Source organism: Synechococcus sp. CCAP 1479/9, assembly GCF_019038535.1.
Lineage (GTDB): Bacteria > Cyanobacteriota > Cyanobacteriia > PCC-6307 > Cyanobiaceae > Cyanobium.
Map to the genome: position 1 here is coordinate 93,892 of NZ_JAFKRK010000021.1, position 21,141 is coordinate 115,032.

The window sequence follows — 21,141 nt, forward strand, 5'->3', positions numbered from 1 at the left end:
CGCCGTTGTGACCCTCGCCTACAGCCCCAACGCGGCGGCCCTGCTCACGGCCACTGCGGCGGCCCTGCTCACGGCGCTGATCGTGCCTGTGGTGCGGAGGCTCGGTCTGCGCTGGGGCCTGGTCGACCCGCCCGATGACCGCAAGCAGCACACCGGCCCCATGGTGCGGCTGGGTGGGGTGGGCATCGTTGTGGGCTTCAGCCTCTCGCTGGCCTGCACCTGGACCTTCGGCGGCTTCGCCGACCTGCCGCCGGACAAGGACCAGCTGATCTGGACCACCCTGGCGGGGGCCCTCTGCTTCTTCGTCATCGGCCTGGCGGACGACCTGTTCGCCCTGCCGCCCCTGCCCCGCCTCTGCGGCCAGGTGCTTGTGGCCGCGGCGGTGTGGAACCAGGGGGTGCGCATCGGCAGCATCGACCTGCCCTTCGGCCTGGGGCATTCCGTCGCCGGGCTGCCGCTGCCGGAGGGGTTGAGCCTGCTGGCCACGGTGGTCTGGCTGGTGGGGATCACCAACGCGATCAACTGGCTCGATGGCCTCGACGGTCTGGCGGCGGGGGTGAGCGGCATCGCCGCCGTGGGCCTGCTTTCGGTGAGCTTCAGCCTCAGCCAGCCCGCCGCCGGCCTGCTGGCGGCGGCCCTGGCCGGCAGCTGCCTGGGCTTCCTGCGCCACAACTTCAACCCGGCCCGCATCTTCATGGGCGACGGTGGCTCCTACTTCCTCGGCTTCGCCCTGGCGGCGATCAGCATCGTCGGCCCGGCCAAGCGGCTTACCAGTGTCAGCCTGCTGCTGCCGCTGATGATCCTGTCCCTGCCCCTGGCTGACATGTCGGCGGTGATCATGGGCCGCCTCCGGGCCGGACGCTCGCCCTTCTACCCGGATCGCCGCCACCTGCATCACCGCCTGCTGCGGGCCGGCTTCAGCCACCGCCGCACCGTGGTGCTGATCTACGCCTTCACCCAGTGGCTGGCCTCCATCGCCCTGGTGCTGGCCAATGCCGAGATGCGCTTCCTCTGGCTGGCGCTGGCCACGGCGGTGCTGATCGCCGTGCTGGTGGTCTGCCGCCGCCAGATGCAGGAGGAGGCCAAGTGAGCGGCCCCCCCGGCGCCGCCGAGGTGGAGGTGCTCTGCATCGGCACCGAGCTGCTGCTGGGCAACATCGTCAACGGCAATGCCCGCTGGCTGGCGGAACAGCTGGCCGCCCTCGGGGTGGTGCATCACCGCCAGCAGGTGGTGGGCGACAACCGGGAGCGGCTGATCGAGGCGGTGCGGCAGGCGGCGGGCCGCTGCCGGGTGCTGGTCACCACCGGCGGCCTGGGGCCCACCCCCGACGACCTCACCACCGAGGCGATCGCGGCCGCCTTCGGCGCCGACCTGGTGGAGCACGGCGAGATCTGGGCGGCGATCCAGGCCCGGATCACGGCCCGCGGCCGCACCGTGGCCCCCTCCAACCGCAAGCAGGCCCTGCTGCCGCGCGGGGCCGCCGTGCTTCCCAACCCCACCGGCACGGCGCCCGGGATGATCTGGACCCCGGTGCCGGGATTCACCGTGCTCACCTTCCCTGGCGTTCCCAGCGAGCTGCGGGCCATGTGGGAGGCCACCGCGGCCCCCTGGCTGCGGGAGGCGGGCCTGGCGGGCGGGGTGTTCGCCAGCCGCATGCTGCGCTTCTGGGGGGTGCTCGAGTCCGATCTGGCCGAGCGGGTGCACGACCTGCTGGCCCTGGAGAACCCCACCGTGGCGCCCTACGCCGGCGCCGGCGAGGTGAAGCTGCGGGTCACTGCCCGGGCCGGCGACGCGGCCGCCGCCGCCGCCCTGCTGGCCCCGGTGGAGGCGGAACTGCGCCGCCGCACCGGCGCCAGCTGCTTCGGCGCCGACGGCGACAGCCTGGCCTCGGTGGTGCTGGCGGCCCTGCGGCGCCGGGGCGAGACCCTGGCGGTGGCGGAGTCGTGCACCGGCGGTGGCCTCGGGGCCGCCCTGGTGGCGGTGCCGGGGGCGTCGGAGGTGTTCCTCGGTGGCGTGATCGCCTACGCCAACGCCGTCAAGCAGACGGTGCTGGGGGTGCCGGCGGCGGTGCTCGAGCGCCATGGGGCGGTGAGCGACCCGGTGGCCGAGGCGATGGCGGAAGGGGTGCGACGTCTCACGGGGGCCACCTGGGCCCTGGCGGTCGCGGGCATCGCCGGACCCGGTGGCGGCACGGCCGAGAAGCCGGTGGGGCTGGTGCACATCGCCGTGGCCGGGCCCGATGGCTGCCGCAGCGAGGCGGTGCGCTTCGGCAGCGGCCGCGAGCGCGGCTGGATCCAGACGCTGACGGTGGGGGAAAGCCTGAACCGTCTGCGGTTACAGCTGAACATTGGGGCGATCTGAGCCGGCCTGATCGGAACATCTGCTGCCGCGGCCGCCATCGATCACGAATCCTGAGGCATGGACTTTTCCCCCCGACCTGGCCCTTTTCCCCCGAAAGCAGGGGCGTTTTCCACAGGTGGCGGCGGTCGGCCCGAGCTGCCGGAGGGGTCCTGGCCCGGTGCTGCGGGAAAGGCCTCCCCCCCTTGACCGCGTGCCCCGGCAGGGACCGCGGCGGCGACCACCCCCGGGCGGCGGCCGGGAAGCCGCCCAGCGCCGGGATTCTCAGCGGCGGTCCCTTGGGACCGGCCCGGTGGGGGTCGCTTTGACGCGGGGGGCAGCCCCATGGCCTGATGGGGGGGACCGACGAGCAGCGCCGCATGAGCCAGATTCCCGACCACGCTCCCCGCACCGTGAGCATCGAGAACCAGATGCCGGAGGACCTGTTCGAGGCGATGCGGGAGTTCATCCGGGTGCACCCCCAGTGGGACCAGTACCGCCTGATGCAGGCCGCCCTCGCCGGTTTCCTGGTCCAGCACGGCAGCCACGACCGCGCCGTGGCCCGCCACTACCTCAATGGCCTGTTCCGCCGCGAGCCCGCACCGGTGGAACACCCTCCTTCTAGGGTGGTTTCTGACCGTCTCGATCCTTCCTCTTGAGCGCCGGCACCCTCTACGACAAGGTCTGGGAGCTGCACCGCGTCGCCGATCTCCCGGGCGGAGCCACCCAGCTGTTCATCGGGCTGCACCTGATCCACGAGGTCACCAGTCCCCAGGCCTTCGCCGCCCTCGACGATCTGGGCCTGTCGGTGCGCCACCCCGAACGCACGGTCGCCACGGTCGACCACATCGTTCCCACCACCTCCCAGGCCCGGCCCTTCGCCGACCCCCTGGCCGAGGAGATGCTCGCCACCCTGGAGGCCAACTGCGCCCGGCACGGCATCACCCTCCATGGCCTCGGCAGCGGCCGCCAGGGGATCGTGCACGTGATCGCCCCGGAGCTGGGGCTCACCCAGCCCGGCATGACCGTGGCCTGCGGCGATTCCCACACCTCCACCCACGGCGCCTTCGGTGCCATCGCCTTCGGCATCGGCACCAGCCAGGTGCGTGACGTGCTCGCCAGCCAGAGCCTGGCGATGGGCAAGCTGAAGGTGCGCCGGATCCGGGTGGAGGGGACCCTGCAGAGCGGGGTCTACGCCAAGGATCTGGTGCTGCACGTGATCCGCACCCTGGGGGTGAAGGGCGGCGTCGGCTACGCCTACGAGTTCGCCGGGCCGGCGATCGAGGCCCTCTCGATGGAGGAGCGGATGACGCTCTGCAACATGGCCATCGAGGGCGGGGCGCGCTGCGGCTACGTCAACCCCGACGCCGTCACCTTCGCCTATCTGAAGGGGCGGCCCCACGCCCCGTCCGGCGAGGCCTGGGAGCGGGCCGTCGCCTGGTGGAGTGCCCTCGCCTCCGGTCCCGACGCCGTCTTCGACGACGAGGTGGTGTTCGACGCGGCCACGATCGCGCCCACCGTCACCTGGGGCATCACGCCGGGGCAGGCCATCGGCGTCGATGAGGCCGTGCCCACCCTTGAGCAGACCGACAGTGACGAGCGGCCGATCGCCGAGGAGGCCTACCGCTACATGGATCTGAGGCCCGGGGCGCCGATCGAGGGCCTGCCGGTGGATGTCTGCTTCATCGGCAGCTGCACCAATGGCCGCCTCAGCGACCTGCGGGCCGCCGCCGCCGTCGCCCGGGGCCGGCAGGTGGCGGCGGGCATCAAGGCCTTCGTGGTGCCGGGCAGTGAGCAGGTGGCGGCCGCCGCCGAGGCGGAGGGCCTCGATGCGGTGTTCCGTGAGGCCGGCTTCGAATGGCGCGAGCCGGGCTGCTCGATGTGCCTGGCCATGAACCCGGACCGGCTCGAGGGGCGCCAGATCAGCGCCAGTTCCAGCAACCGCAACTTCAAGGGGCGCCAGGGTTCCGCCTCCGGCCGCACCCTGCTGATGAGCCCGGCCATGGTGGCCGCGGCGGCGGTGAGCGGCCACGTGGCCGACGTGCGCCGCCTGATCGCCACCCCGTCCTCCCCCGAGCCCGCCCCCACCCCCGCATGAGCGCCACCCCCTTCCCGGCCGGACCGATCCAGCACTGCCAGGGCCGCGCCGTCGTCGTGTCCGGCGACGACATCGACACCGACCGGATCATCCCGGCCCGCTATCTCAAGTGCGTCACCTTTGACGGGCTGGCGGAGGGTGTCTTCGCCGATGACCGCCGCGAGCGGGCCGGCGACCACCCCTTCGACCGGGCCGGCAACCAGGGCGCCGCGATCCTCGTGGTCAACCGCAACTTCGGCTGCGGCTCCAGCCGGGAGCACGCCCCCCAGGCGCTGATGCGCTGGGGCATCCGGGCGGTGATCGGCGAGAGCTTCGCCGAGATCTTCTTCGGCAACTGCCTGGCCCTGGGGATCCCCTGCCTCAGCGCCGACCACGACACGGTGCTGGCCGTCCAGGCCGCCATCGCCGCCCATCCCGGCGCCCCGCTGCAGCTCGATCTCGAGCCACCCCAGGTGACGCTGCAGGCTGACGGCGAGGCTCTGGCGTGGCCCCTGGAGCTGGCGGCCGGCCCACGCCGCATGCTGGTGAGCGGCGAGTGGAACGGCACGGCCCAGCTGGTGGCCCACGACGCCGAGCTGCGGGCCACCACCGGCCGGCTCCCCTATCTGGCCGGCTTCGCCACCGCCTAGAGGGGACCTAGAAGGGGCGCTGCAGGACCCCCTGGGTGGGGTGGTAAGGGATGAAGGGCGTTCCCGGCCCTTGGAAGTTGAAGTCGTTGAGCCGCACGCGGATGCCGCCCAGCCCGTCGTAGGGGCTGTAGTAGACGCCGATCTCGTAGGAGCGCCGCTGCCAGCGCAGCTCCAGGTAGGAGCCGGTGACATCGCCGTAGAACCCGGAACTGGGATCGACGTTGAAGCCGATGCCGCCGCTGAAGACGAGCGGCCCGATGATCTGCTGGGAGAGGCCGATGCCGACCGTGCCCAGGTCGACGGCCCGGTCGAAGTTCAGCGGGCTCTGGCCCTGCCGCAGGGTGATGCCGCCGGTGACGGTGAGCTGGGTGTAGTCGAGGAAGGGCTTCTCGAAGCGTCCCAGGGTGAGGGTGGGTCCCCCGGAGAGGCCGATCGTGTTCTGGTTGGTGCCGTCGCTGAAGTAGGCGGCCACCCCGAGCAGGTTGGCGTTGAAGCGCAGCCCCGGAACGATCGGCACCGGTGAATTGGCCAGGGAGACCACCGGCGGACTGGTGGTGGGCTTGCCGGTCCAGATCGGGTAGGAGAAGTTGAAGGAGCCGATGGCGTTGGCGCGCCACACATCAAGCAGACCGGTGCCGGTGGTGGGGTTGGCCTGGAAGTTGCCCACCCCCATCCGCCAGTAGTAGCTGCGGCTCAACTTGCCCCAGCTGGGCAGGCTTCCCTGCTGTTCCAGCGAGACGCCGTAGGCGGAATAGACGTCCTGCTCGCCGAGGGAGCCGTTCCAGGTGCGGAAGCGGTAGGCCCCGAACAGCCGCATGGTGCTGAAGCCCAGCACGGGCACCTTCACCAGCCGGGACAGGTCGCCGAAGCTGCGGGTGCCGTTGGCGAAGTTATCGGGATTGAAGGTGGAGATGGAGAGGCGGGCATCGGCGTTGAAGCCCAGCACCGGCCCGGTGAGACGGGCATCGAAGCCGAAGTAGTCGCCGGTCTTGGCCGGCTGCTCGACGATGGTGGTGGAGCCCGCCGGCGACCCGGGCAGGGGGTAGGCGTCGGTGTTGCCGGTGTAGAGGCGCTGGACCATCACCTGCGGCTGCAGGTTCAGGAGTCCCTTCTCGCCGATCTTGATCGGGATGTTGTAGCCGAGGAAGAAGCCGTCCCGGTCTTCCCGGTCGTTGCCGATCACCAAGGGATTGCTCACCTCATCCTGCTTCTGGATGCGGCGCTGGCGCGCCACCCGGATCGGCAGACGATCCTCCAGCCGCAGCGTGTTGCGGCGCGCCTTCACCAGGGTGTCGCCGTTGGGCAGCAGGGTGATGACGACCTTCTCCGAATCCATCCACGACTGGGCCGGCGTGAACGGGTCGTTGGTGAAGCCCACCCGATCGCCCGAGAGGGTGTTGGGCGTGATCTTGAGGCGCCGGGCCTGGATGCGCCAGCGGCTCACGGTGCCCTTGATCAGCTCCTGGTTGCCTTCGGTGGTCTGGTCCTTGAGCTGTTCGGGACGGGTGGTGCCGAAGTCGTTGGCCACTTCCGGGGTGGTGAACTCGCGCGGGAAGCCGAAGCGCCGCTCGGCCTTGAGGCTGCGCTCGAAGGTCACGTTCTCGACCCGCTGGGGGATCCGGGAGATGGCCTCGCGGCGCAGCCGTTCCTGATGCCGGGCATTGCGCCACACGCCACCTTTGTCCTCAACCGGCTGGACCGGGGGCTTCGGGGCCGGCTGGCCGCTGGTGCCGGTCCAGCCCGGCCCCATCGTCACCTGCTCGAGCTGCTGGGCCAGCCCATCGGGCTGCTCGCTGGCCAGGGGCGGGGCGTCCGGGCAGCCCTGGGCAGGGGGCACCGGCATCGGCTGGCTGGTGGGCCTGTCGGTGCCGAAGCGGTAGCGCAGGCCCACCAGATAGGCGTTGCTGCCCTCGCTGACGCCGCTGAAGGTGCCGTAGGCGCCGGAGCGGTGGTGGATGCGGCCGACGGCCGACCAGCGGGGGGTGACCAGCGCCTCCACCTCGAAGGCCAGGTAGTTGAGCAGGCGCGCCGAGTTCTGACGGAAGGTCTGCTCGTAGTTGCTCTTGGCGGTGAGGACGCTCAGGCCCTCCACGAAGAAGACGTTGAGCCAGGGCCGCAGCCACAGGCGCAGACCGATGCCACCGGTGACCTCACCGAAGTTCTGGGCGGGGGTGTCGGAGAAGGGGGTGACCTGGTTGAAGCCGCCGCCCGGCTGGGCGCTGGCCCGGTGGCCGAGCAGGTTGGCATCGAACTCCAGCGACAGGGGCCCCGCCTGGAAGAGGCGGCGCTGCAGGCCGATGCCGCCCAGGTATTCGGGCCGGAAGCGGCCGCTGAAGGTGAAGGTGTCGCCGAACTCACCGGCATACATCTGGCCGGCCCAGGTGGTGACCGCCCAGGGGTAGGGCTGCCACTGGGGCACGGCCGGATAGGTGGGCGTGCAGCTGATCGGCTCCGGCGCCGGCAGGGGCTGGGAGGCCTCCTTGTCGAGGTCGAAGTCCTCCTTGGTGGAGTCGAGATCGATGACGCCGTAGACGTCGTCGATCTCCCCCACCCCCTCCAGCAGGGCATAGCGGAGGCGGCTGCCCTGCAGATACTGCTGGCCGCGCTGGAAGCGCACGTTGCCCACCGCGAAGATGGTGCGGGTGCTGGCCTCGAACTCCAGCCGGTCGGCCAGCAGGCGGCCACCGGCCAGGCGGGCCATGACGCTGCCGGTGGCCACGAAGCGCTGCAGCTGGCCGTCGTAGCCCTGCTGGTTGGCGGTCAGCTCCAGTTCCAGGGGCATGGCGTCGCCCGCCGGGGCGGCGTCGAGACCGGCCACCGGCGCCGTCGTTGCGGAGGGTTCGGCCGGGATCGGTTCCGGAACGGGCTGGGGTGTGACCGCCAGGGAGCGGCGTCGGGGAGCCAGGGGCTGAACGGCGGGCGATGGCTCCGCTGAGGGCTGGGCTCCGGCGGGAGGCTCGGCTCCGGCTTGGGTCCCGGTGGCGGGCGCGGCCTGGGGCTCGTCGTCGAAGGGATCGGTGGTGGACGTGTTGCCGGGGGTGGCTGCCGGCGCCGGGGCGGGCTGTGCCTGGGGGACCTGTGCCTGGGCGACCTGAAGCCTGGAGGGTGTCTCCGGCCGTGCCTGGACCGGTGCGGCCGTCAACGCCACGACACCGGAGATGCCCAGCCACAGGCCCAGCCCAGGGGTCAGGCCTTCAGGGGCCTGGCGGCGTCCCGAGCGGGGGTGGAGCACCACAGGCAGCGGATGGGCAGCGAGAACGCGGCCGATCCTGCCATGGGAGTTCGGGGTCGACCCCCGCGGCGGTCCGGTTTCCGGACGGGTGGCGGGCGGGGCCGCCGCCGAAGGGGTCAGTCCTCCAGGTCCTTGCGGCTGGGGGAGCGGGTGGGATCGCTGGCCAGGAAGCCGAAGACGAAGATCCCGATAAAGAAGAAGACGACGGAGTAAACCGAGATCTTGAGAGCGAGCATGGTCTGTCCGGCGGGTGACAGGGAGTGACAGGCGCCGGTACGGGTCTCAATGACCCCTCGGCAGCCGCATCATCTTATGGGTGGTGGTTGGCCATCCAGGCTGTCCGATGCCGTTTGGCGGGGACAACCGGCTCCGATTGAAACGTTTCGGTCACGTTCCCCATGCCCCGGCCCCTGGATCTCCAACCCCTCTGGCAGGCCATCCAGCCCGGGGGCGGAAGCGGTCCGGCGTTGGGGGGGGCGTGGGGGCTCCGCCACCGTCCCGACTGGGCGGCCCGGGGCCTGATCATCTGGCCGCGGGGCGGCCAGTGGTGCCGTCTGCGCCTGCCCTGCCCCTGCCCGGAGGCCTGGGCCCCCCTGGCGGAGGGCGCCCGGGCGCGGCTGGCGCTGCGCTGGTGGGCCGACAGCGCCGAGCTGTGGGTGGATGGCGAGCGCATCCACAGCGGCGATCTGTTCGACACCGCCTGCCGCTGGCCCCTGCCCGAGCGCTGGTGGCGGGGGGAGGCCCTGGACCTGGAGCTGCGGCTGCGCAGCCCCCTGCACGACGACGGCGCCCTGATCAGCAGCCGCATCGAGCTGGAGCCCCTGGATCCGGCCGATCCCCTGGGCCTGCTGGCGGCCACCGCCGACGAGCTGCGGCAGCTGCGCCGCGAGCACCGGCACGACGGGGCGCCGGGGGAGGGGGTGCTGCAGGTGCTGGGCCATGCCCACCTCGATCTGGCCTGGCTGTGGCCGGTGGCCGACACCTGGCAGGCGGCGGAGCGCACCTTCGCCTCCGCCCTTGATCTGATGGAGCGCTTCGACACGCTCCACTTCGGCCACTCCACCCCGGCGCTCTATGCCTGGCTGGAGCGCCACCGGCCGGCCCTGTTCGAGCGGGTGCGCCGGGCCATGTGGGAGGGCCGCTTCGAGCCGCTCAACGGTCCGTGGGTGGAGAGCGACTGCGTGCTGCTCTCCACCACCTCGCTGCTGCGCCAGTTCCAGGAGGGCCAGACCTACAGCCTGCGCACCTTCCCGGAGTGGAGCCACCGGCTGGCCTGGCTGCCGGACAGCTTCGGTTTCGCCGCCGGCCTGCCGGCGCTGGCGGCCGCCACCGGGGTGCGCTGGTTCTGCACCCACAAGCTGGCCTGGAACGCCACCAACCCCTTCCCCCACCGGCTGTTCCGCTGGCGCAGCCGCTGCGGGTCCGAGGTGCTGGCCCTGATGACGGCGCCGATCGGCACCGATGGCGATCCGGTGGCGATGGAGCGCTACCGGCTGCAGTGGCAGCAGGCCAGCGGCTGCGCCGATGCCCTGTGGCTGCCCGGGGTCGGCGACCACGGCGGCGGGCCGACCGCCGAGATGCTGGAGCAGCTGGCGCTCTGGCAGGACCAGCCCGTGGCCGCCGGCCAGCGCCACGGCACCCTGCGCGCCTACCTGGAGCCGCTGGAGTCGCTGGCGGGGCAGCTGCCGGTGTGGCGCGACGAGCTCTATCTGGAGCTGCACCGCGGCTGCCCCACCAGCCGGCCGGACCAGAAGCGCCACAACCGCACCCTGGAGCGCCTGCTGCGGGAGGCGGATCTGGCCGCGGCGCTCTTCGGCCGGCCGGCGCCGGCCGCCACCGACGACTGGCGCACCCTGCTGTTCCAGCAGTTCCACGACATCCTGCCGGGCACGGCGATCCCGGAGGTGTTCGAGCAGGCCGAGCCCCAGTGGCGCGGCGCCCGCCGCCGGGCCGCCCGCCGCCGCGACCGGACCCTGCGGCTGGGGCTGGCGGCCACGACGCCGTCGACGCCCGCTGAGTCCTGGTGTGTCGTGCAGCTCCTGCCGCTGCCGGCCCAGCCCCGCACCCTGCGGCTGCCGGCCGGCGACTGGTGGCTGGCGGCGCCGGACGGCGAGAGGCGGCTGGCGGGGCAGCCGGCCCCCGGGGGCGGCCAGTGGCTGCAGATCCCCGACCTGGAAGGGGTCGAGGTGCGGCGCCTGCGGCGGCAACCGGCGTCCGCCGGCAGCGGCGGCGATGCAGCGGCCAGCCCCGTGGCGGGGGCGGTGCACCTGGAGCGGGCCCCCGACGTGGGCCAGGACCACTGGCGGCTGGGCAATGGGCTGGTGTCGGCGCTGATCGGCCCGGCGGGGGTGGAGCAGCTCTTCGATGGAAATGGCCGGCCCCAGCTGGCGGGGCCGCTGGCCTGGTGCCGCTGGCGCGACCGGGGCGAGTTCTGGGATGCCTGGGATCTGGCCGCCGACTACCGCGAGCACCCGCTGGCCTGGACCTGGGAGGGGGTGCCCCAGTGGCTGGAGACGGGGCCGCTGTGTGCCCGGTTCGTCTGGCGCGGCCGCTGCGGCGAGAGCCCGGTGCGCCTCGACGGCCGCCTGCTGGCGGGCAGTCCCTGGCTGGAGCTGGTGCTGGGCACCCAGTGGCGGCAGCGCCACGAGCTGCTGCGGCTGGAGATTCCCCTGGCCGATGCGGCCTGCCGCTGGGCGGCCGACACCGCCGGCGGGGTGATCGAGCGGCCGGCCACGGCCCGCACCGCCCGGGAGCGGGCCCGCTGGGAGGTGAGCGCCATCAGCTGGATGGCGGCGGTGGGCCCGGGCCGTGGCGACGGGCTGGCGGTGCTGCTGGATGGCCCCCAGGGGGTGTCGGCGACGGCGGAGCGCCTGGGAGTGTCGCTGCTGCGGGCGCCCACCTGGCCCGATCCCGGCGCCGACAACGGCTGGCAGCGGCAGCGGCTGGCCCTGCTGCCCTGCCCCGGCGGCTGGCGGGCGGCCGCGGCGCCCCAGCAGGCCACCCGGCTGCGGGAACCGCTCTGGTGCCGGCCGATGGCAGCGGCCGCCGGCGCGGGCGCCGAAGCTGGGGTGCCGGCCGAAACGCTGTTCCCGTCCCTCGGCGAGGACCTCCAATTGGTGGCCCTGCGGCCCCTGGCGGCGGATGACGGCACGGAACCAGACGGCGCGGCGGAAGCGGGCGACGTGCTGCTCAGCGTCCAGAACCTGGGGCCCTGCCGGCGGCGCTTCTCAGCCGGCCCGGACTGGAACGTGCTCTGGCGGTGCGATGGCCTGGGCCAGCCCCAGGCGGCCGAGCCGCTGGCACTGGGGCCGTGGCAGCTGGGCCACTGGCGGCTGGGGCGCGTGCCGGCGGAGAGCGCGACGGCTCAGTCGTCGTGATCGTCGAAGGGATCGGTGAGGCCCTTGGAGGGCGGACCGAAGGCGGTGTAGACCCCGAAACCGGTGAGGGCCAGCAGCACGGCGAGCACCGCGAGGGCCACGGAGAGGGCGGGGGAGCTGGTGGCGGCGGGATCCATGGAGGGCATTCAGGCGGGGCAGGGGGCGCGGGGTGGCGAGGCTTCGGGCCTCGCGCTTCCGTCACAACTCTCGACAGCCCATCTCGGTGCGGCCGGCAAGACCCTTACAGTAAGCACCGCGATCCCGTGCCCGAGAGGTCCGAGCTGCCATGGCCCAACGCACCCGTCTGGGAAACCTGCTGCGCCCCCTGAATTCCGAGTACGGAAAGGTGGTGCCCGGCTGGGGTACCACCCCCGTGATGGGCGTGTTCATGCTGCTCTTCCTGGTGTTCCTGCTGGTGATCCTGCAGCTGTACAACAAGTCCCTGCTGCTCGAGGGCATCAACGTCAACTGGAACGGCGTCGGCTGATTCCTCTCGCCCCCTGTCCATGAACATCTTCGGCATCGGTCTGCCCGAGATGGCGGTGATCGCCGCCATCGGGCTGCTGGTCTTCGGACCCAAGCGGCTGCCCGAGCTCGGCAAGACCCTGGGGCGCACCCTGCGCGGCTTCCAATCGGCCTCGCAGGAGTTCGAGAAGGAGTTCCGCACGGCCGTGGGCACTGAGCAGCCGATCGACATCTCAGGTCCCCCCGCCGCCGTGCCGCCTGCGGCCGAACCCGCCGCGATCACGCCCGCTGCCGACCCGGCAACGCCGGCGGTGGTGGTCGAGGAGAGCGCCGCACCCTCCAACGGCCCCGCCAGCTGAGGACGGCCACCCGTTGGATCTGCAACTGCTGGTGGGCCTGGGCAATCCCGGCCCCCGCTACGCCGACACCCGCCACAACGTCGGCTTCATGGTGCTGGAGAGGCTGGCCCGCGCCGGTGGCGCCAGTTTCCGCAACCAGGGCCGGCTGCACGGGCTGCTGGCCGAGACCGGCCAGGGGGACAGGCGGCTGCGGCTGCTGATGCCCCAGACCTTCATGAACGACAGCGGCCGCTCGATCCGCGCCGCCCTCGACTGGTTCCGGCTCGAGCCCGCCCAGATGCTGGTGCTGGTGGACGACATGGACTTGCCCCTGGGGCGCCTGCGGGTGCGGGCCGCAGGCGGCGCCGGCGGCCACAACGGCCTGCGCAGCACGATCGCCCACCTGGGCAGCGAGTCGTTTGCGCGGCTGCGCATCGGCATCGGCGCCCCCGGCGAGACCCCCGAGGAGCGCCGGGCCCGCACTGTGTCCCACGTGCTGGGCAAGTTCTCCGCCGCCGACCGGCCGGTGCTGGAGACGGTGCTGGAGGAGGTGGAGGCGGGCATCGACCTGATCCGGCGGCTGGGCCTGGAGAAGGCGGCCAACCGGTTGAACAGTTTTCGCGCCGATCCGCCGCCATCCTGAGAGCATCGACACCGTCCCGTGAGTCGCCTTCCCGCCACCACCGCTCAGCTGCGGGTGCTGCGCCAGAGCTTCAGCCCCTGCCTGCTGGAGGGGGAGATCAGCGCCGGCGGCTTCCAGTGGCGCTTCCGCTGGGCCTTCGACCGGGGGGAACTGCAGGTGGAGCCGTCCCTGGGGCGCGCCCTGATCCAGGATGCCCTGCTGCGCTTCCTGCTCAAGGCCGACTACCAGCTCGAACCTGGCGGCGACTACGTGTTCACGGTGCGGGCGTCGTTCTGAGCAGCTCCCGCCCCAGCCGCCGCTCCAGCAGCAGCTGGGCCACCACGTCGTCGTAGTCGCGGGGGGGCTGGCGCAGGCCCAGGGGCAGGAGCCGCCGCCAGCCCCGGGCGGGGAACAGCTCCCAGTAGCGGCGCCGCGCCGCCAGGGTGGTGCCCTGCTCATCCACCAGCTCCACCGGCAGCAGGGGCTCCAGACGCCGCCGCCAGGCGCCGCTGCCGGTGCCGTCGCCGATCACCACGGCGGCCAGGCCTTGGTGGCGGTGCCAGTGCTCCAGCCGCTCCCAGGCCGCCTCGGGGGGCAGCACCACGGCCTCGCGGATCTCGCGGCGCCCTGGGTCGGTGAGCACCAGCCCGCACTTGCTGCGGCCGGGATCGAGCCCCGCCAAAGGGCCGGTGGTCATGGCCGCACCGCCACCGTCATGGCCGCCCCGGCCGGGTGGCTCCGGCTCCGTCCTTGCGGGGCCAGCGCAGCTCCACGCTGATCGGGTCGGGGGTGTCGGCGTTCTGGGTGGCCACGGCCTCGAGGTTGGCGGTGACGCCGGCGGGGCGCTCGCTGAGGTCGCGGGCCAGGGCGTTGATGCCGGCGGCATCGAACTGGAGGCCGTTGGCCAGGGTGCCCTGGCGTTGGACCTTGGCGAAGGCGGCGGCCAGCAGCAGGTTGAGGCGGCTGCGGACGGCTTCGGGGTCGCGCACGTCGGGCTCCAGGGAGGTGCGGGAGAGGACCTCCCCCTGCTCCACCACCTGGCGGTTGGGGCGCAGGTCGGGGAAGGCGAGCACCTGGGCCTCGCCCCGCAGCACGTTGGCGGCCGAGCGGATGCTGACCACCCAGGTGCCGGGGGTGGCCAGCAGCGATTCCAGCCGGGTGATGTCGCTGCGGGGCACCAGCAGGATCTGGCGGTTGGGGGGCTGGCCGGGCAGCAGCAGCTGGAACGCCGCCCGGTTCGACTCCTGCAGCAGGGCGTCGATCACCTGCTTGGCCTGGTCGGGGCGCTGCAGCTGCACCTTGGCGGTGGCCAGGGGCTGGCCACTGGCGATCACCACGTCGCCGCGGCGCAGGGCGATGACGTTGGTCTCCAGGTCCTTGAGTTCCTTGGCGCCGGCGGCGATGCGGCGGCGGACGCTGGCCAGTTCGGCCTCGGTGCGGCGGATCTCGGCGTCCCGGCCCTGCACCTCCCGGCTGAGCCGGGCCCGCTCGGCCTCCAGCCGGACGCGCTCGGCCTGCAGGGGCTGCAGCTCACGGCGCAGGGTCTCGACGCGGCGCTCGGCGGCCAGCAGCTGGTCGCGGGCGCGGCGCTGGCTGGCCAGGGCCTGGTCACGGCGGCGTTCGGCCGTGATCAGATCGAGGCGGCTGCGCTCCAGTTCGCCCCGGGTGCGGGTCAGTTCCCCCTCGTTGCGCTTCAGGGCGGCGCGGCTGTCCCGCAGGCGGTCCTGGATCTGGTCGAGCTCGAAGAGCCCCACCCGCAGGCGCTCGCTCACCAGCAGCATCAGCGCCAGCGACACGGCACTGATCAGGCTGCCGGTGAGCACCGTGATCACCACGGCGGTCTTGCGGGGCCGCAGGTTGAACAGGCTGAGGCGCGCCTTGCCCACGCGGCTGCCGAGCCGGTCGCCCAGGGTGGAGAGCACTCCGCCGAGCACCAGAAGGGCCAGGATCAGCAGCCAACCCGACACCTTCTGCGCCTCGGCTTTGCGATGCACCAAGTATCCCTGTCGGTGGCCTCACGGCACCCCGCCGGGGTCGCCCGCTCAGCTGAACCGCTTGGCCAGAGCGATGGGGTCGAAGACGGTGATCTTCTTGCGGTCGATCTGGACCAAGCCATCGTTGCGCAGGTCGCCAAGGAGGCGGGTGATGGTGACGCGGGTGGAGCCGATCGCCTCGGCGATGGCCTGGTGGGAGAGGCGCAGGTCGATGGTGATCCCCTCGGCGCCGGGCACGCCGAAGTCGCGGCAGAGCACGAGCAGGAAGCTCACGAGCCGGGAGGACATGTCCCGGTGGGTGAGGGTCTCGATCATGGTCTCGGTCTGGAGGATGCGGGAGGAGAGGCCCTGCAGCAGCAGCAGGCCGACGCTGGCGTCCTGCTCGATGGCGCGCCGCACCGAGGTGGCCGGGGCGGTGACCATCTCCACCCGGGTGAAGGCGATCGCGTGATAGAAGCGGTCGGAGCGCTGGCCGGTGAGCAGGGAGAGCACCCCGAAGAGGCTGTTCTCGCGCAGCAGGGCCACGGTGATCTCCTCGCCCGATTCGTAGACGCGCGAGAGGCGCACGGCGCCGCGCCGCAGCAGGTAGACGCGCTCGGCCGGGTCGCCGGGGAAGAAGATCGTCTTGCCGCGCTCGATGGTCTCGACGCTGCTGCCGGCCAGGCCGCGGATCACGTCCAGCAGGGTGGTGGCCAGGGCGCCGGGGGCGCCCATGGGGGTCACGGAGCCGGGGGATCCGCTGGATGGGGTGCTGGGGTAGCGGCTGAAGCCACGCGTAGCGCCGACCATCAAGGCGTGGCGATTGGAGATGAACCTATGGATCGGCCTGGCCGATCCATGTAGCCAATGACACTCTTTAACCGGTCGTGGTGCCTGGCGCCACAGCCAGGGCCTGGCGCTGGGCCCCCTGCAGGGCCCGCAGCCCCGGTTCGGCCAGATCCAGCAGGGCGTCCAGGCGGGAGCGGGAGAAGGGGGCGCCCTCGGCGGTGCCCTGGATCTCCAGCAGCCGGCCCTGCTCGTCCATCACCACGTTGAGGTCGACCTCGGCGCGGGAATCCTCGGAATAGTCGAGATCCAGCAGGGCCACACCGTCCACCAGGCCCACCGACACGGCGGACACCTGCTGGCGCAGGGGCGAGGCGGCCAGCACGCCCTGGCGCTGGAGGCGCTCCAGGGCGGCGGCCAGGGCGATCCAGGCGCCGGTGATCGAGGCGGTGCGGGTGCCGGCGTCGGCCTGGAGCACGTCGCAGTCGACCAGCAGGGTGCGCTCGCCGAGGGCCTCCAGATCGAGGGCGGCCCGCAGGCTGCGGCCGATGAGGCGCTGGATCTCCTGGGTGCGGCCGGAGAGCTTCATCAGCTCGCGGCCCTGGCGGCTGGGGGTGGAGGCGGGCAGGAGGCGGTATTCGGCGCTGAGCCAGCCGCTGCCGGAGCCCTTGCGCCAGCGGGGCACCTCGGGATCGAGGCAGACGCTGCAGAGCACGCGGGTGCGGCCGGCGGCGAACAGCACCGAGCTGAGGGCGAAGCCCATCGGATCCCAGTCGACGGCCACCGGGCGCAGGGCGTCGGCGGGGCGGCCGTCGTTGCGGGGGGCGTCGGCGGGAGTGGTCACGCGGCCTTTGGCGGAGCCGGGCCAGCGTAGGCGGCGCCGGTGGTACGTCTGTTCCCAGCCACTACCGATGGTGTGCCGGGCTGGCGGGGGCCGCTACATTCGGGAGGTGAGCGGCTGGGCGATCCGTCCGGACCTTTCACACCAACGCTTCCGTGGGGTGTCCATGACCGCCAGCCTCGTCGACCCCGGCCACCCCCGGCGTACGGCCACCCCGGCGCGCACCGAGCCGCTGGCCCTGGTGCCGCCGCTAAGGCTGGTGAGCCAGCCGGAGGGGCTGCTGCAGATCCATACGGCGCCGTTCCGGGGCAGCTTCGCGGCGGTGTTCAGCCAGGCCCTGCGCAGCGCCGGGCTGGGCAGCCGGGTGCTGGTGAGCCAGTTCCTCAAGGGGGGCGTGGAGCAGGGGCCGGCGGGCAGCCTGCGGCTATGCGGCCGGCTGGAGTGGCTGCGGCCGGGCACGCCCCACTGCCTCGATGGGCCGCCGGGTTCCCAGGGGCCCGAGGGGGCCACGGCCGAGGAGGCGCTCGAAGCGGTGGCCGAGGTGTGGGAGGTGAGCCGCGAGCGGCTGCTCACGGGGGATCTGGATCTGCTGGTGCTCGATGAGCTGGGCCTGGCGATCGCCCTGGGCTACCTGAGCACGGAGGCGGTGATCGATGCGCTTGAACAGCGGCCGGCCCATCTGGATGTCATCCTGACGGGCCCCTCGATGCCGGCCAGCCTGATGGCGATGGCCGATCAGGTCACCCAGTTGCGCCGCGGCGGCTGACGCCATGCTCAAGAACGACCACTGGATCAACGAACAGGCCGCGGCCGGGATGCTGGAGCCCTTCCAGCCGACGCTGGTGCGCCACCTGGATCCGGAGGGCCGCACGGGCCCGGTGCTGAGCTTCGGGTGCTCGTCGTACGGGTACGACCTGCGGCTGTCGCCGAAGGAGTTCCTGATCTTCCGCCACGTGCCGGGCACGGTGATGAACCCGAAGCGGTTCAACCCGGCGAACCTGGAGCCGGCGCCGATGCACAGCGACGAGGACGGCGATTACTTCATCCTGCCGGCCCATTCCTACGGACTGGGGGTGGCGCTGGAAAAGATGAAGGTGCCCTCGAACATCACGGTGATCTGCCTGGGCAAGAGCACCTACGCGCGGCTGGGCATCATCGTGAACACCACCCCCGCCGAAGCCGGCTGGGAGGGCCACCTCACCCTGGAGTTCAGCAATTCCTCCGGCGCCGACTGCCGCATCTACGCCGGCGAAGGCATCTGCCAGCTGCTGTTCTTCGAGGGCGACCCCTGCGCCACCACCTACAACGACCGCCAGGGCAAGTACCAGCACCAGCCTGAAAGGGTGACGCTGGCGAAGGTTTGAGGGGGGCTTGGGGGGATGGATCAGAAAAGGCAGGGAAGGGGCTTTTGTAGCGAAGCGGACAGGTGGTTATCAGGTCCTTCTATCTCGCTTGGCTGGAGCGGCGCTATTGCACTCAGTAGCTGCGGCGGAAGGCTTCCAAGGGAATGGCCTGCGCTGCAACTTTTCCTTATGCGGTTGGGAGTCTGGCTTTTGGGTGGTTATCGGAACCGCCCAATAAAGAGTTATGGCACTATCGATACCTAATATCAGGGAAATATGAAGGCTGAATTTGAAGAAAAGGACTTTGAAGCTCCTCTATACAACGAATTAAGGTTTGGAAGCCACCGAATTGCCACCCCAGGCCAAGTGTTTGAAGGTAAATTTGGAATTGATGCTGCGTTAGAGGCTGAGCACCCTTTATTTTGGGACTTATTTGGCTACTACGACATACCAAAGGGTGTAGTTCTCGATCATCTAAGGTGGGGTTTTATGTGGCGCAAGCTTGGTAGGAAGCGACGTTTGCCTACGTTTAACACTAACCTACTAATTCAAGCAAAGCGGCCAACTCCTCTGAGAAGAGCGTCATCGCTTCTAAAAGGTTACGGCTTTAGCTCTAATTACTGGCGATTTGAGATTGCAGAGCACCAACAAGGAATTCTTGAAAAGGTGTCTCATCATTTGCGCCGTAAAGCCCTTGTTATATACGCAGCTCCGGCATTCTGCACACTAGATGACCTTTATAGCCATACTGAAGCCCAAACGGTCGTTGAAAACTCCAATTTTGTTAAAGTAGAGCGATTACATAATCATAGACAATGGAACTACTATCAGGCTGGGACGAGTGGCATCGCACATTCTGAGCCAGAGTTCATTGAGGATGTTTCACTAAATTCTATGATTGAGCAAATGCGTGAGTTCGGGCAAGAGAGCGAAAATGCTCCTGAAAACCTCCGGTATCTACATAAAATGACCGTTGAAGCGTGTCAAGAAATCCAAGATCACAATCCAATTGCAAAATACTATCTTCGACTTCACGGACGACTTATGCGATTGGATGAACTGTATGAGATTGAAGAAACCATCCATTACTCTGCCTTCAATTTGTTTTGTAATGTGACGAAATTGAAATGGCTAGTCGTATAAGTCATAACAAAGTGCTGCACTCGGAAAAATTACTCGTGGCGCTCCTAGTTTTCCGGTGAGCGCGGCGTTAGATCCATTCTGAACGGGTGGGTTGGAACCAAGCTTGATGAACTACCACCGCAGTCTAAACAGTACTTGGATGGTCATCATCGCAAAATGAATCCAAATAACGAGGCGATGGTACACTTGGACTACCACGGGGCTCAGCAGTGATGCAAGCACGGCAAGGCGAGCTGAAGCTTTCTTTCCCTTCCATGCCTCCCGCTAGCCGGTCCTCCAAGGTGCGAGAAGCGATAAACCAATTGGCGGCCGGAGATGGAATTGAGGCCAGAGGGGCGGTTTTCACCAAGCCAGAAGTAGTTAACTTTATTCTGGATTTATCTGGCTACAAGGCTACATCTGATCTTTCGCAACTGAGGATGTTAGAACCCTCCTTTGGTGGTGGAGACTTCCTGATTCCAGCAATAAAGAGACTCTTGGGATCTTGGCGAATACATAAGTCGCGGAATCCGACTAGAATGGAGCTTCAAGATTCAATAGTTGCATTTGAGCTTCACAAGAAGACATTCGAAGACACGCGAGACGCAATTCGTGAACTTCTGACCCAGGAAGGTATTACAGAGAAGGACGCAGGGCCTCTAGTAGACAAGTGGTTGCAGAATGATGATTATCTACTTGCGCCTATCGATGGAAGGTTTGATTTCGTAGTCGGGAATCCTCCGTATGTTCGTCAAGAGCTAATCCCTGCACCGCTACTAAGAGAATACCGAAGTCGGTTCAGTACACTTTACGATCGAGCGGATATCTATATTCCATTTATTGAGCGGTCTCTAGGTCTACTTGGACCAAGTGGCGTACTTGGTTTTATATGTGCAGATCGCTGGATGAAGAATAAATATGGAGGTCCGTTGAGAAAATTGGTATCTGGGGATTATCACTTAAAAATCTATGTCGACATGTCTGACACTCAGGCATTCCAGTCTGATGTAACCGCTTATCCTGCCATAACAATTATTGAAAGAGGAACTCCTGGGCCTACGCATATCGCACGGCATCCTGTCATTACTCAAGAGGCCCTAGAAGCCCTTGCGGTGGAACTTACTACTGACAATCATGGCACAAAGGAGAGGGTCCGCTTTGCCTCTGGTATTACGAATGATTCAGATCCATGGCTTCTGAGCGGTTCCAGTCAGATTGAACTAATCAGACGCCTAGAGGAAAAGTTTCCAACGCTCGAAGAGGCAGGCTGCAAGGTTGGAATTGGCGTTGCAACTGGTGCTGATCGGGCTTTTATTGCTGATTATGAGAAGCTTGATGTTGAAGATGATCGCAAACTGCCGCTTGTAAGGACTAGAGACATAGCAAGTGGGGAGGTTGGTTGGCTGGGCAAGGGAATTGTCAATCCTTTCAAAGATGACGGAGGTTTAGTTGACTTATCAGAGTATCCAAGGCTAAACCGTTATCTTGAAGCCCGAAGGCCAATCATCTCTGGACGTCATTGCGCGCAGAAGAATCCCAGGAACTGGTATCGCACAATTGATAGAATCACCCCCTCTCTTTTGCGCAAGCCTAAGCTTCTAGTGCCAGATATCAAAGGCCAATCTCATATTGTCTACGAAGATGGCAGGTTCTATCCTCACCACAACCTGTACTACATCGTTTCAGAAGAGTGGGACCTGCGTAGTCTTCAAGCCGTCCTGTTGTCTTCGCTATCTCGTGCCTTTATTTCTGTCTATTCTACAAAGATGAGAGGTGGCTTCCTGCGATTCCAGGCCCAATACTTGCGGCGAATTCGGATTCCAGAATGGAGCTCCTTGTCTGATTCAATGAAGATGGCGCTCGCCGATGCAGCCGTTTCTAGGGATATAGCCGCCTGCGATGAAGCCGTTTGCACGCTTTTCGGCTTATCTCTTGATGATTTGGATTCCCTGGAGATGACTGCAACCAGATGACGTTA

21 protein-coding genes are annotated in these 21,141 nt (G+C 68.7%); 14 read left to right on the forward strand and 7 right to left on the reverse strand.

Annotation, left to right across the window (positions count from 1 at the left end; all coding sequences use genetic code 11):
- Positions 1 to 7: 7 nt before the first annotated feature.
- From KUG38_RS07955 to KUG38_RS07975, 5 genes are all read left to right on the forward strand, one after another.
- Entirely contained in the window at positions 8 to 1,090 is a 1,083-nt protein-coding gene (locus KUG38_RS07955) for an MraY family glycosyltransferase (RefSeq protein WP_094584412.1), read from the forward strand.
- The gene (locus tag KUG38_RS07960; RefSeq protein ID WP_353617750.1) at positions 1,087 to 2,361 is read left to right on the forward strand and encodes a competence/damage-inducible protein A; all 1,275 of its coding nucleotides are present in this window, start codon (positions 1,087 to 1,089) and stop codon (positions 2,359 to 2,361) included. The genes KUG38_RS07955 and KUG38_RS07960 overlap by 4 nt, the downstream gene beginning before the upstream one ends.
- Positions 2,362 to 2,690: 329 nt before the next feature.
- Positions 2,691 to 2,996 (forward strand): DUF2811 domain-containing protein, encoded by a 306-nt coding sequence (locus tag KUG38_RS07965; protein WP_315859202.1) that lies wholly within the window; start codon positions 2,691 to 2,693, stop codon positions 2,994 to 2,996.
- Complete coding sequence (gene leuC / locus KUG38_RS07970; RefSeq protein WP_216920468.1) at positions 2,993 to 4,435, forward strand: 3-isopropylmalate dehydratase large subunit; 1,443 nt, start codon at positions 2,993 to 2,995, stop codon at positions 4,433 to 4,435. The genes KUG38_RS07965 and leuC overlap by 4 nt, the downstream gene beginning before the upstream one ends.
- A complete protein-coding gene (locus tag KUG38_RS07975; RefSeq protein WP_216920470.1) occupies positions 4,432 to 5,064 on the forward strand; it encodes a 3-isopropylmalate dehydratase small subunit in 633 nt (210 codons plus the stop codon). The genes leuC and KUG38_RS07975 overlap by 4 nt, the downstream gene beginning before the upstream one ends.
- 7 nt (positions 5,065 to 5,071) lie before the next feature.
- Here KUG38_RS07975 and KUG38_RS07980 read toward each other — a convergent pair whose 3' ends face one another.
- Together KUG38_RS07980 and KUG38_RS07985 are read right to left on the reverse strand one after the other, a co-directional pair.
- Positions 5,072 to 8,299 (reverse strand): DUF3769 domain-containing protein, encoded by a 3,228-nt coding sequence (locus tag KUG38_RS07980; RefSeq protein ID WP_216920472.1) that lies wholly within the window; start codon positions 8,297 to 8,299, stop codon positions 5,072 to 5,074.
- A 113-nt stretch (positions 8,300 to 8,412) separates the two neighbouring features.
- Positions 8,413 to 8,532 carry a photosystem II reaction center protein I gene (locus tag KUG38_RS07985; protein ID WP_015109632.1) on the reverse strand — a complete coding sequence of 40 codons (120 nt, stop codon included), beginning with the start codon at positions 8,530 to 8,532 and terminating at the stop codon, positions 8,413 to 8,415.
- A gap of 162 nt (positions 8,533 to 8,694) precedes the next feature.
- Here KUG38_RS07985 and KUG38_RS07990 point away from each other — a divergent pair, with 162 nt between their 5' ends.
- A complete protein-coding gene (locus KUG38_RS07990; RefSeq protein ID WP_216920473.1) occupies positions 8,695 to 11,673 on the forward strand; it encodes an alpha-mannosidase in 2,979 nt (992 codons plus the stop codon).
- Here KUG38_RS07990 and psbN read toward each other — a convergent pair.
- Positions 11,661 to 11,810 (reverse strand): photosystem II reaction center protein PsbN, encoded by a 150-nt coding sequence (psbN, locus tag KUG38_RS07995; RefSeq protein ID WP_216913669.1) that lies wholly within the window; start codon positions 11,808 to 11,810, stop codon positions 11,661 to 11,663. The genes KUG38_RS07990 and psbN overlap by 13 nt on opposite strands.
- 149 nt (positions 11,811 to 11,959) lie before the next feature.
- On the opposite strand from psbN, the gene psbH reads away from it, so the two are divergent.
- The 4 genes from psbH to KUG38_RS08015 are packed head-to-tail and all read left to right on the forward strand — an operon-like array spanning position 11,960 to position 13,395.
- Positions 11,960 to 12,160 carry a photosystem II reaction center phosphoprotein PsbH gene (gene psbH, locus KUG38_RS08000; RefSeq protein ID WP_015109629.1) on the forward strand — a complete coding sequence of 67 codons (201 nt, stop codon included), beginning with the start codon at positions 11,960 to 11,962 and terminating at the stop codon, positions 12,158 to 12,160.
- A gap of 19 nt (positions 12,161 to 12,179) precedes the next feature.
- On the forward strand, positions 12,180 to 12,497 hold the full coding sequence (locus KUG38_RS08005) for a TatA/E family twin arginine-targeting protein translocase (RefSeq protein WP_216913671.1): 318 nt from the start codon (positions 12,180 to 12,182) through the stop codon (positions 12,495 to 12,497).
- A gap of 13 nt (positions 12,498 to 12,510) precedes the next feature.
- Positions 12,511 to 13,119 carry an aminoacyl-tRNA hydrolase gene (gene pth / locus KUG38_RS08010; RefSeq protein WP_216920475.1) on the forward strand — a complete coding sequence of 203 codons (609 nt, stop codon included), beginning with the start codon at positions 12,511 to 12,513 and terminating at the stop codon, positions 13,117 to 13,119.
- An 18-nt stretch (positions 13,120 to 13,137) separates the two neighbouring features.
- Positions 13,138 to 13,395 (forward strand): DUF3146 family protein, encoded by a 258-nt coding sequence (locus KUG38_RS08015; protein WP_015109626.1) that lies wholly within the window; start codon positions 13,138 to 13,140, stop codon positions 13,393 to 13,395.
- Here KUG38_RS08015 and KUG38_RS08020 read toward each other — a convergent pair.
- The 4 genes from KUG38_RS08020 to rph form a co-directional block, all read right to left on the reverse strand.
- A complete protein-coding gene (locus tag KUG38_RS08020) occupies positions 13,373 to 13,795 on the reverse strand; it encodes a RuvC family protein (protein ID WP_216920477.1) in 423 nt (140 codons plus the stop codon). The genes KUG38_RS08015 and KUG38_RS08020 overlap by 23 nt on opposite strands.
- A gap of 16 nt (positions 13,796 to 13,811) precedes the next feature.
- Complete coding sequence (locus tag KUG38_RS08025) at positions 13,812 to 15,065, reverse strand: DUF3084 family protein (protein WP_216920685.1); 1,254 nt, start codon at positions 15,063 to 15,065, stop codon at positions 13,812 to 13,814.
- A 75-nt stretch (positions 15,066 to 15,140) separates the two neighbouring features.
- Positions 15,141 to 15,806 (reverse strand): global nitrogen regulator NtcA, encoded by a 666-nt coding sequence (gene ntcA, locus KUG38_RS08030; protein WP_416233167.1) that lies wholly within the window; start codon positions 15,804 to 15,806, stop codon positions 15,141 to 15,143.
- Between the two features lie 142 nt (positions 15,807 to 15,948).
- On the reverse strand, positions 15,949 to 16,701 hold the full coding sequence (rph, locus tag KUG38_RS08035; RefSeq protein WP_216920480.1) for a ribonuclease PH: 753 nt from the start codon (positions 16,699 to 16,701) through the stop codon (positions 15,949 to 15,951).
- A 163-nt stretch (positions 16,702 to 16,864) separates the two neighbouring features.
- Between rph and KUG38_RS08040 the strand changes: the two genes are divergently transcribed.
- The 4 genes from KUG38_RS08040 (at position 16,865) to KUG38_RS08055 (ending at position 21,136) form a co-directional block, all read left to right on the forward strand.
- On the forward strand, positions 16,865 to 17,464 hold the full coding sequence (locus tag KUG38_RS08040) for a cob(I)yrinic acid a,c-diamide adenosyltransferase (RefSeq protein ID WP_216920483.1): 600 nt from the start codon (positions 16,865 to 16,867) through the stop codon (positions 17,462 to 17,464).
- 4 nt (positions 17,465 to 17,468) lie between these two features.
- A complete protein-coding gene (gene dcd, locus KUG38_RS08045) occupies positions 17,469 to 18,062 on the forward strand; it encodes a dCTP deaminase (RefSeq protein WP_094584423.1) in 594 nt (197 codons plus the stop codon).
- 255 nt (positions 18,063 to 18,317) lie between these two features.
- Positions 18,318 to 19,184 carry a hypothetical protein gene (locus KUG38_RS08050; RefSeq protein WP_216920491.1) on the forward strand — a complete coding sequence of 289 codons (867 nt, stop codon included), beginning with the start codon at positions 18,318 to 18,320 and terminating at the stop codon, positions 19,182 to 19,184.
- A gap of 281 nt (positions 19,185 to 19,465) precedes the next feature.
- A complete protein-coding gene (locus KUG38_RS08055; protein ID WP_353617751.1) occupies positions 19,466 to 21,136 on the forward strand; it encodes an Eco57I restriction-modification methylase domain-containing protein in 1,671 nt (556 codons plus the stop codon).
- Positions 21,137 to 21,141: the final 5 nt, after the last annotated feature.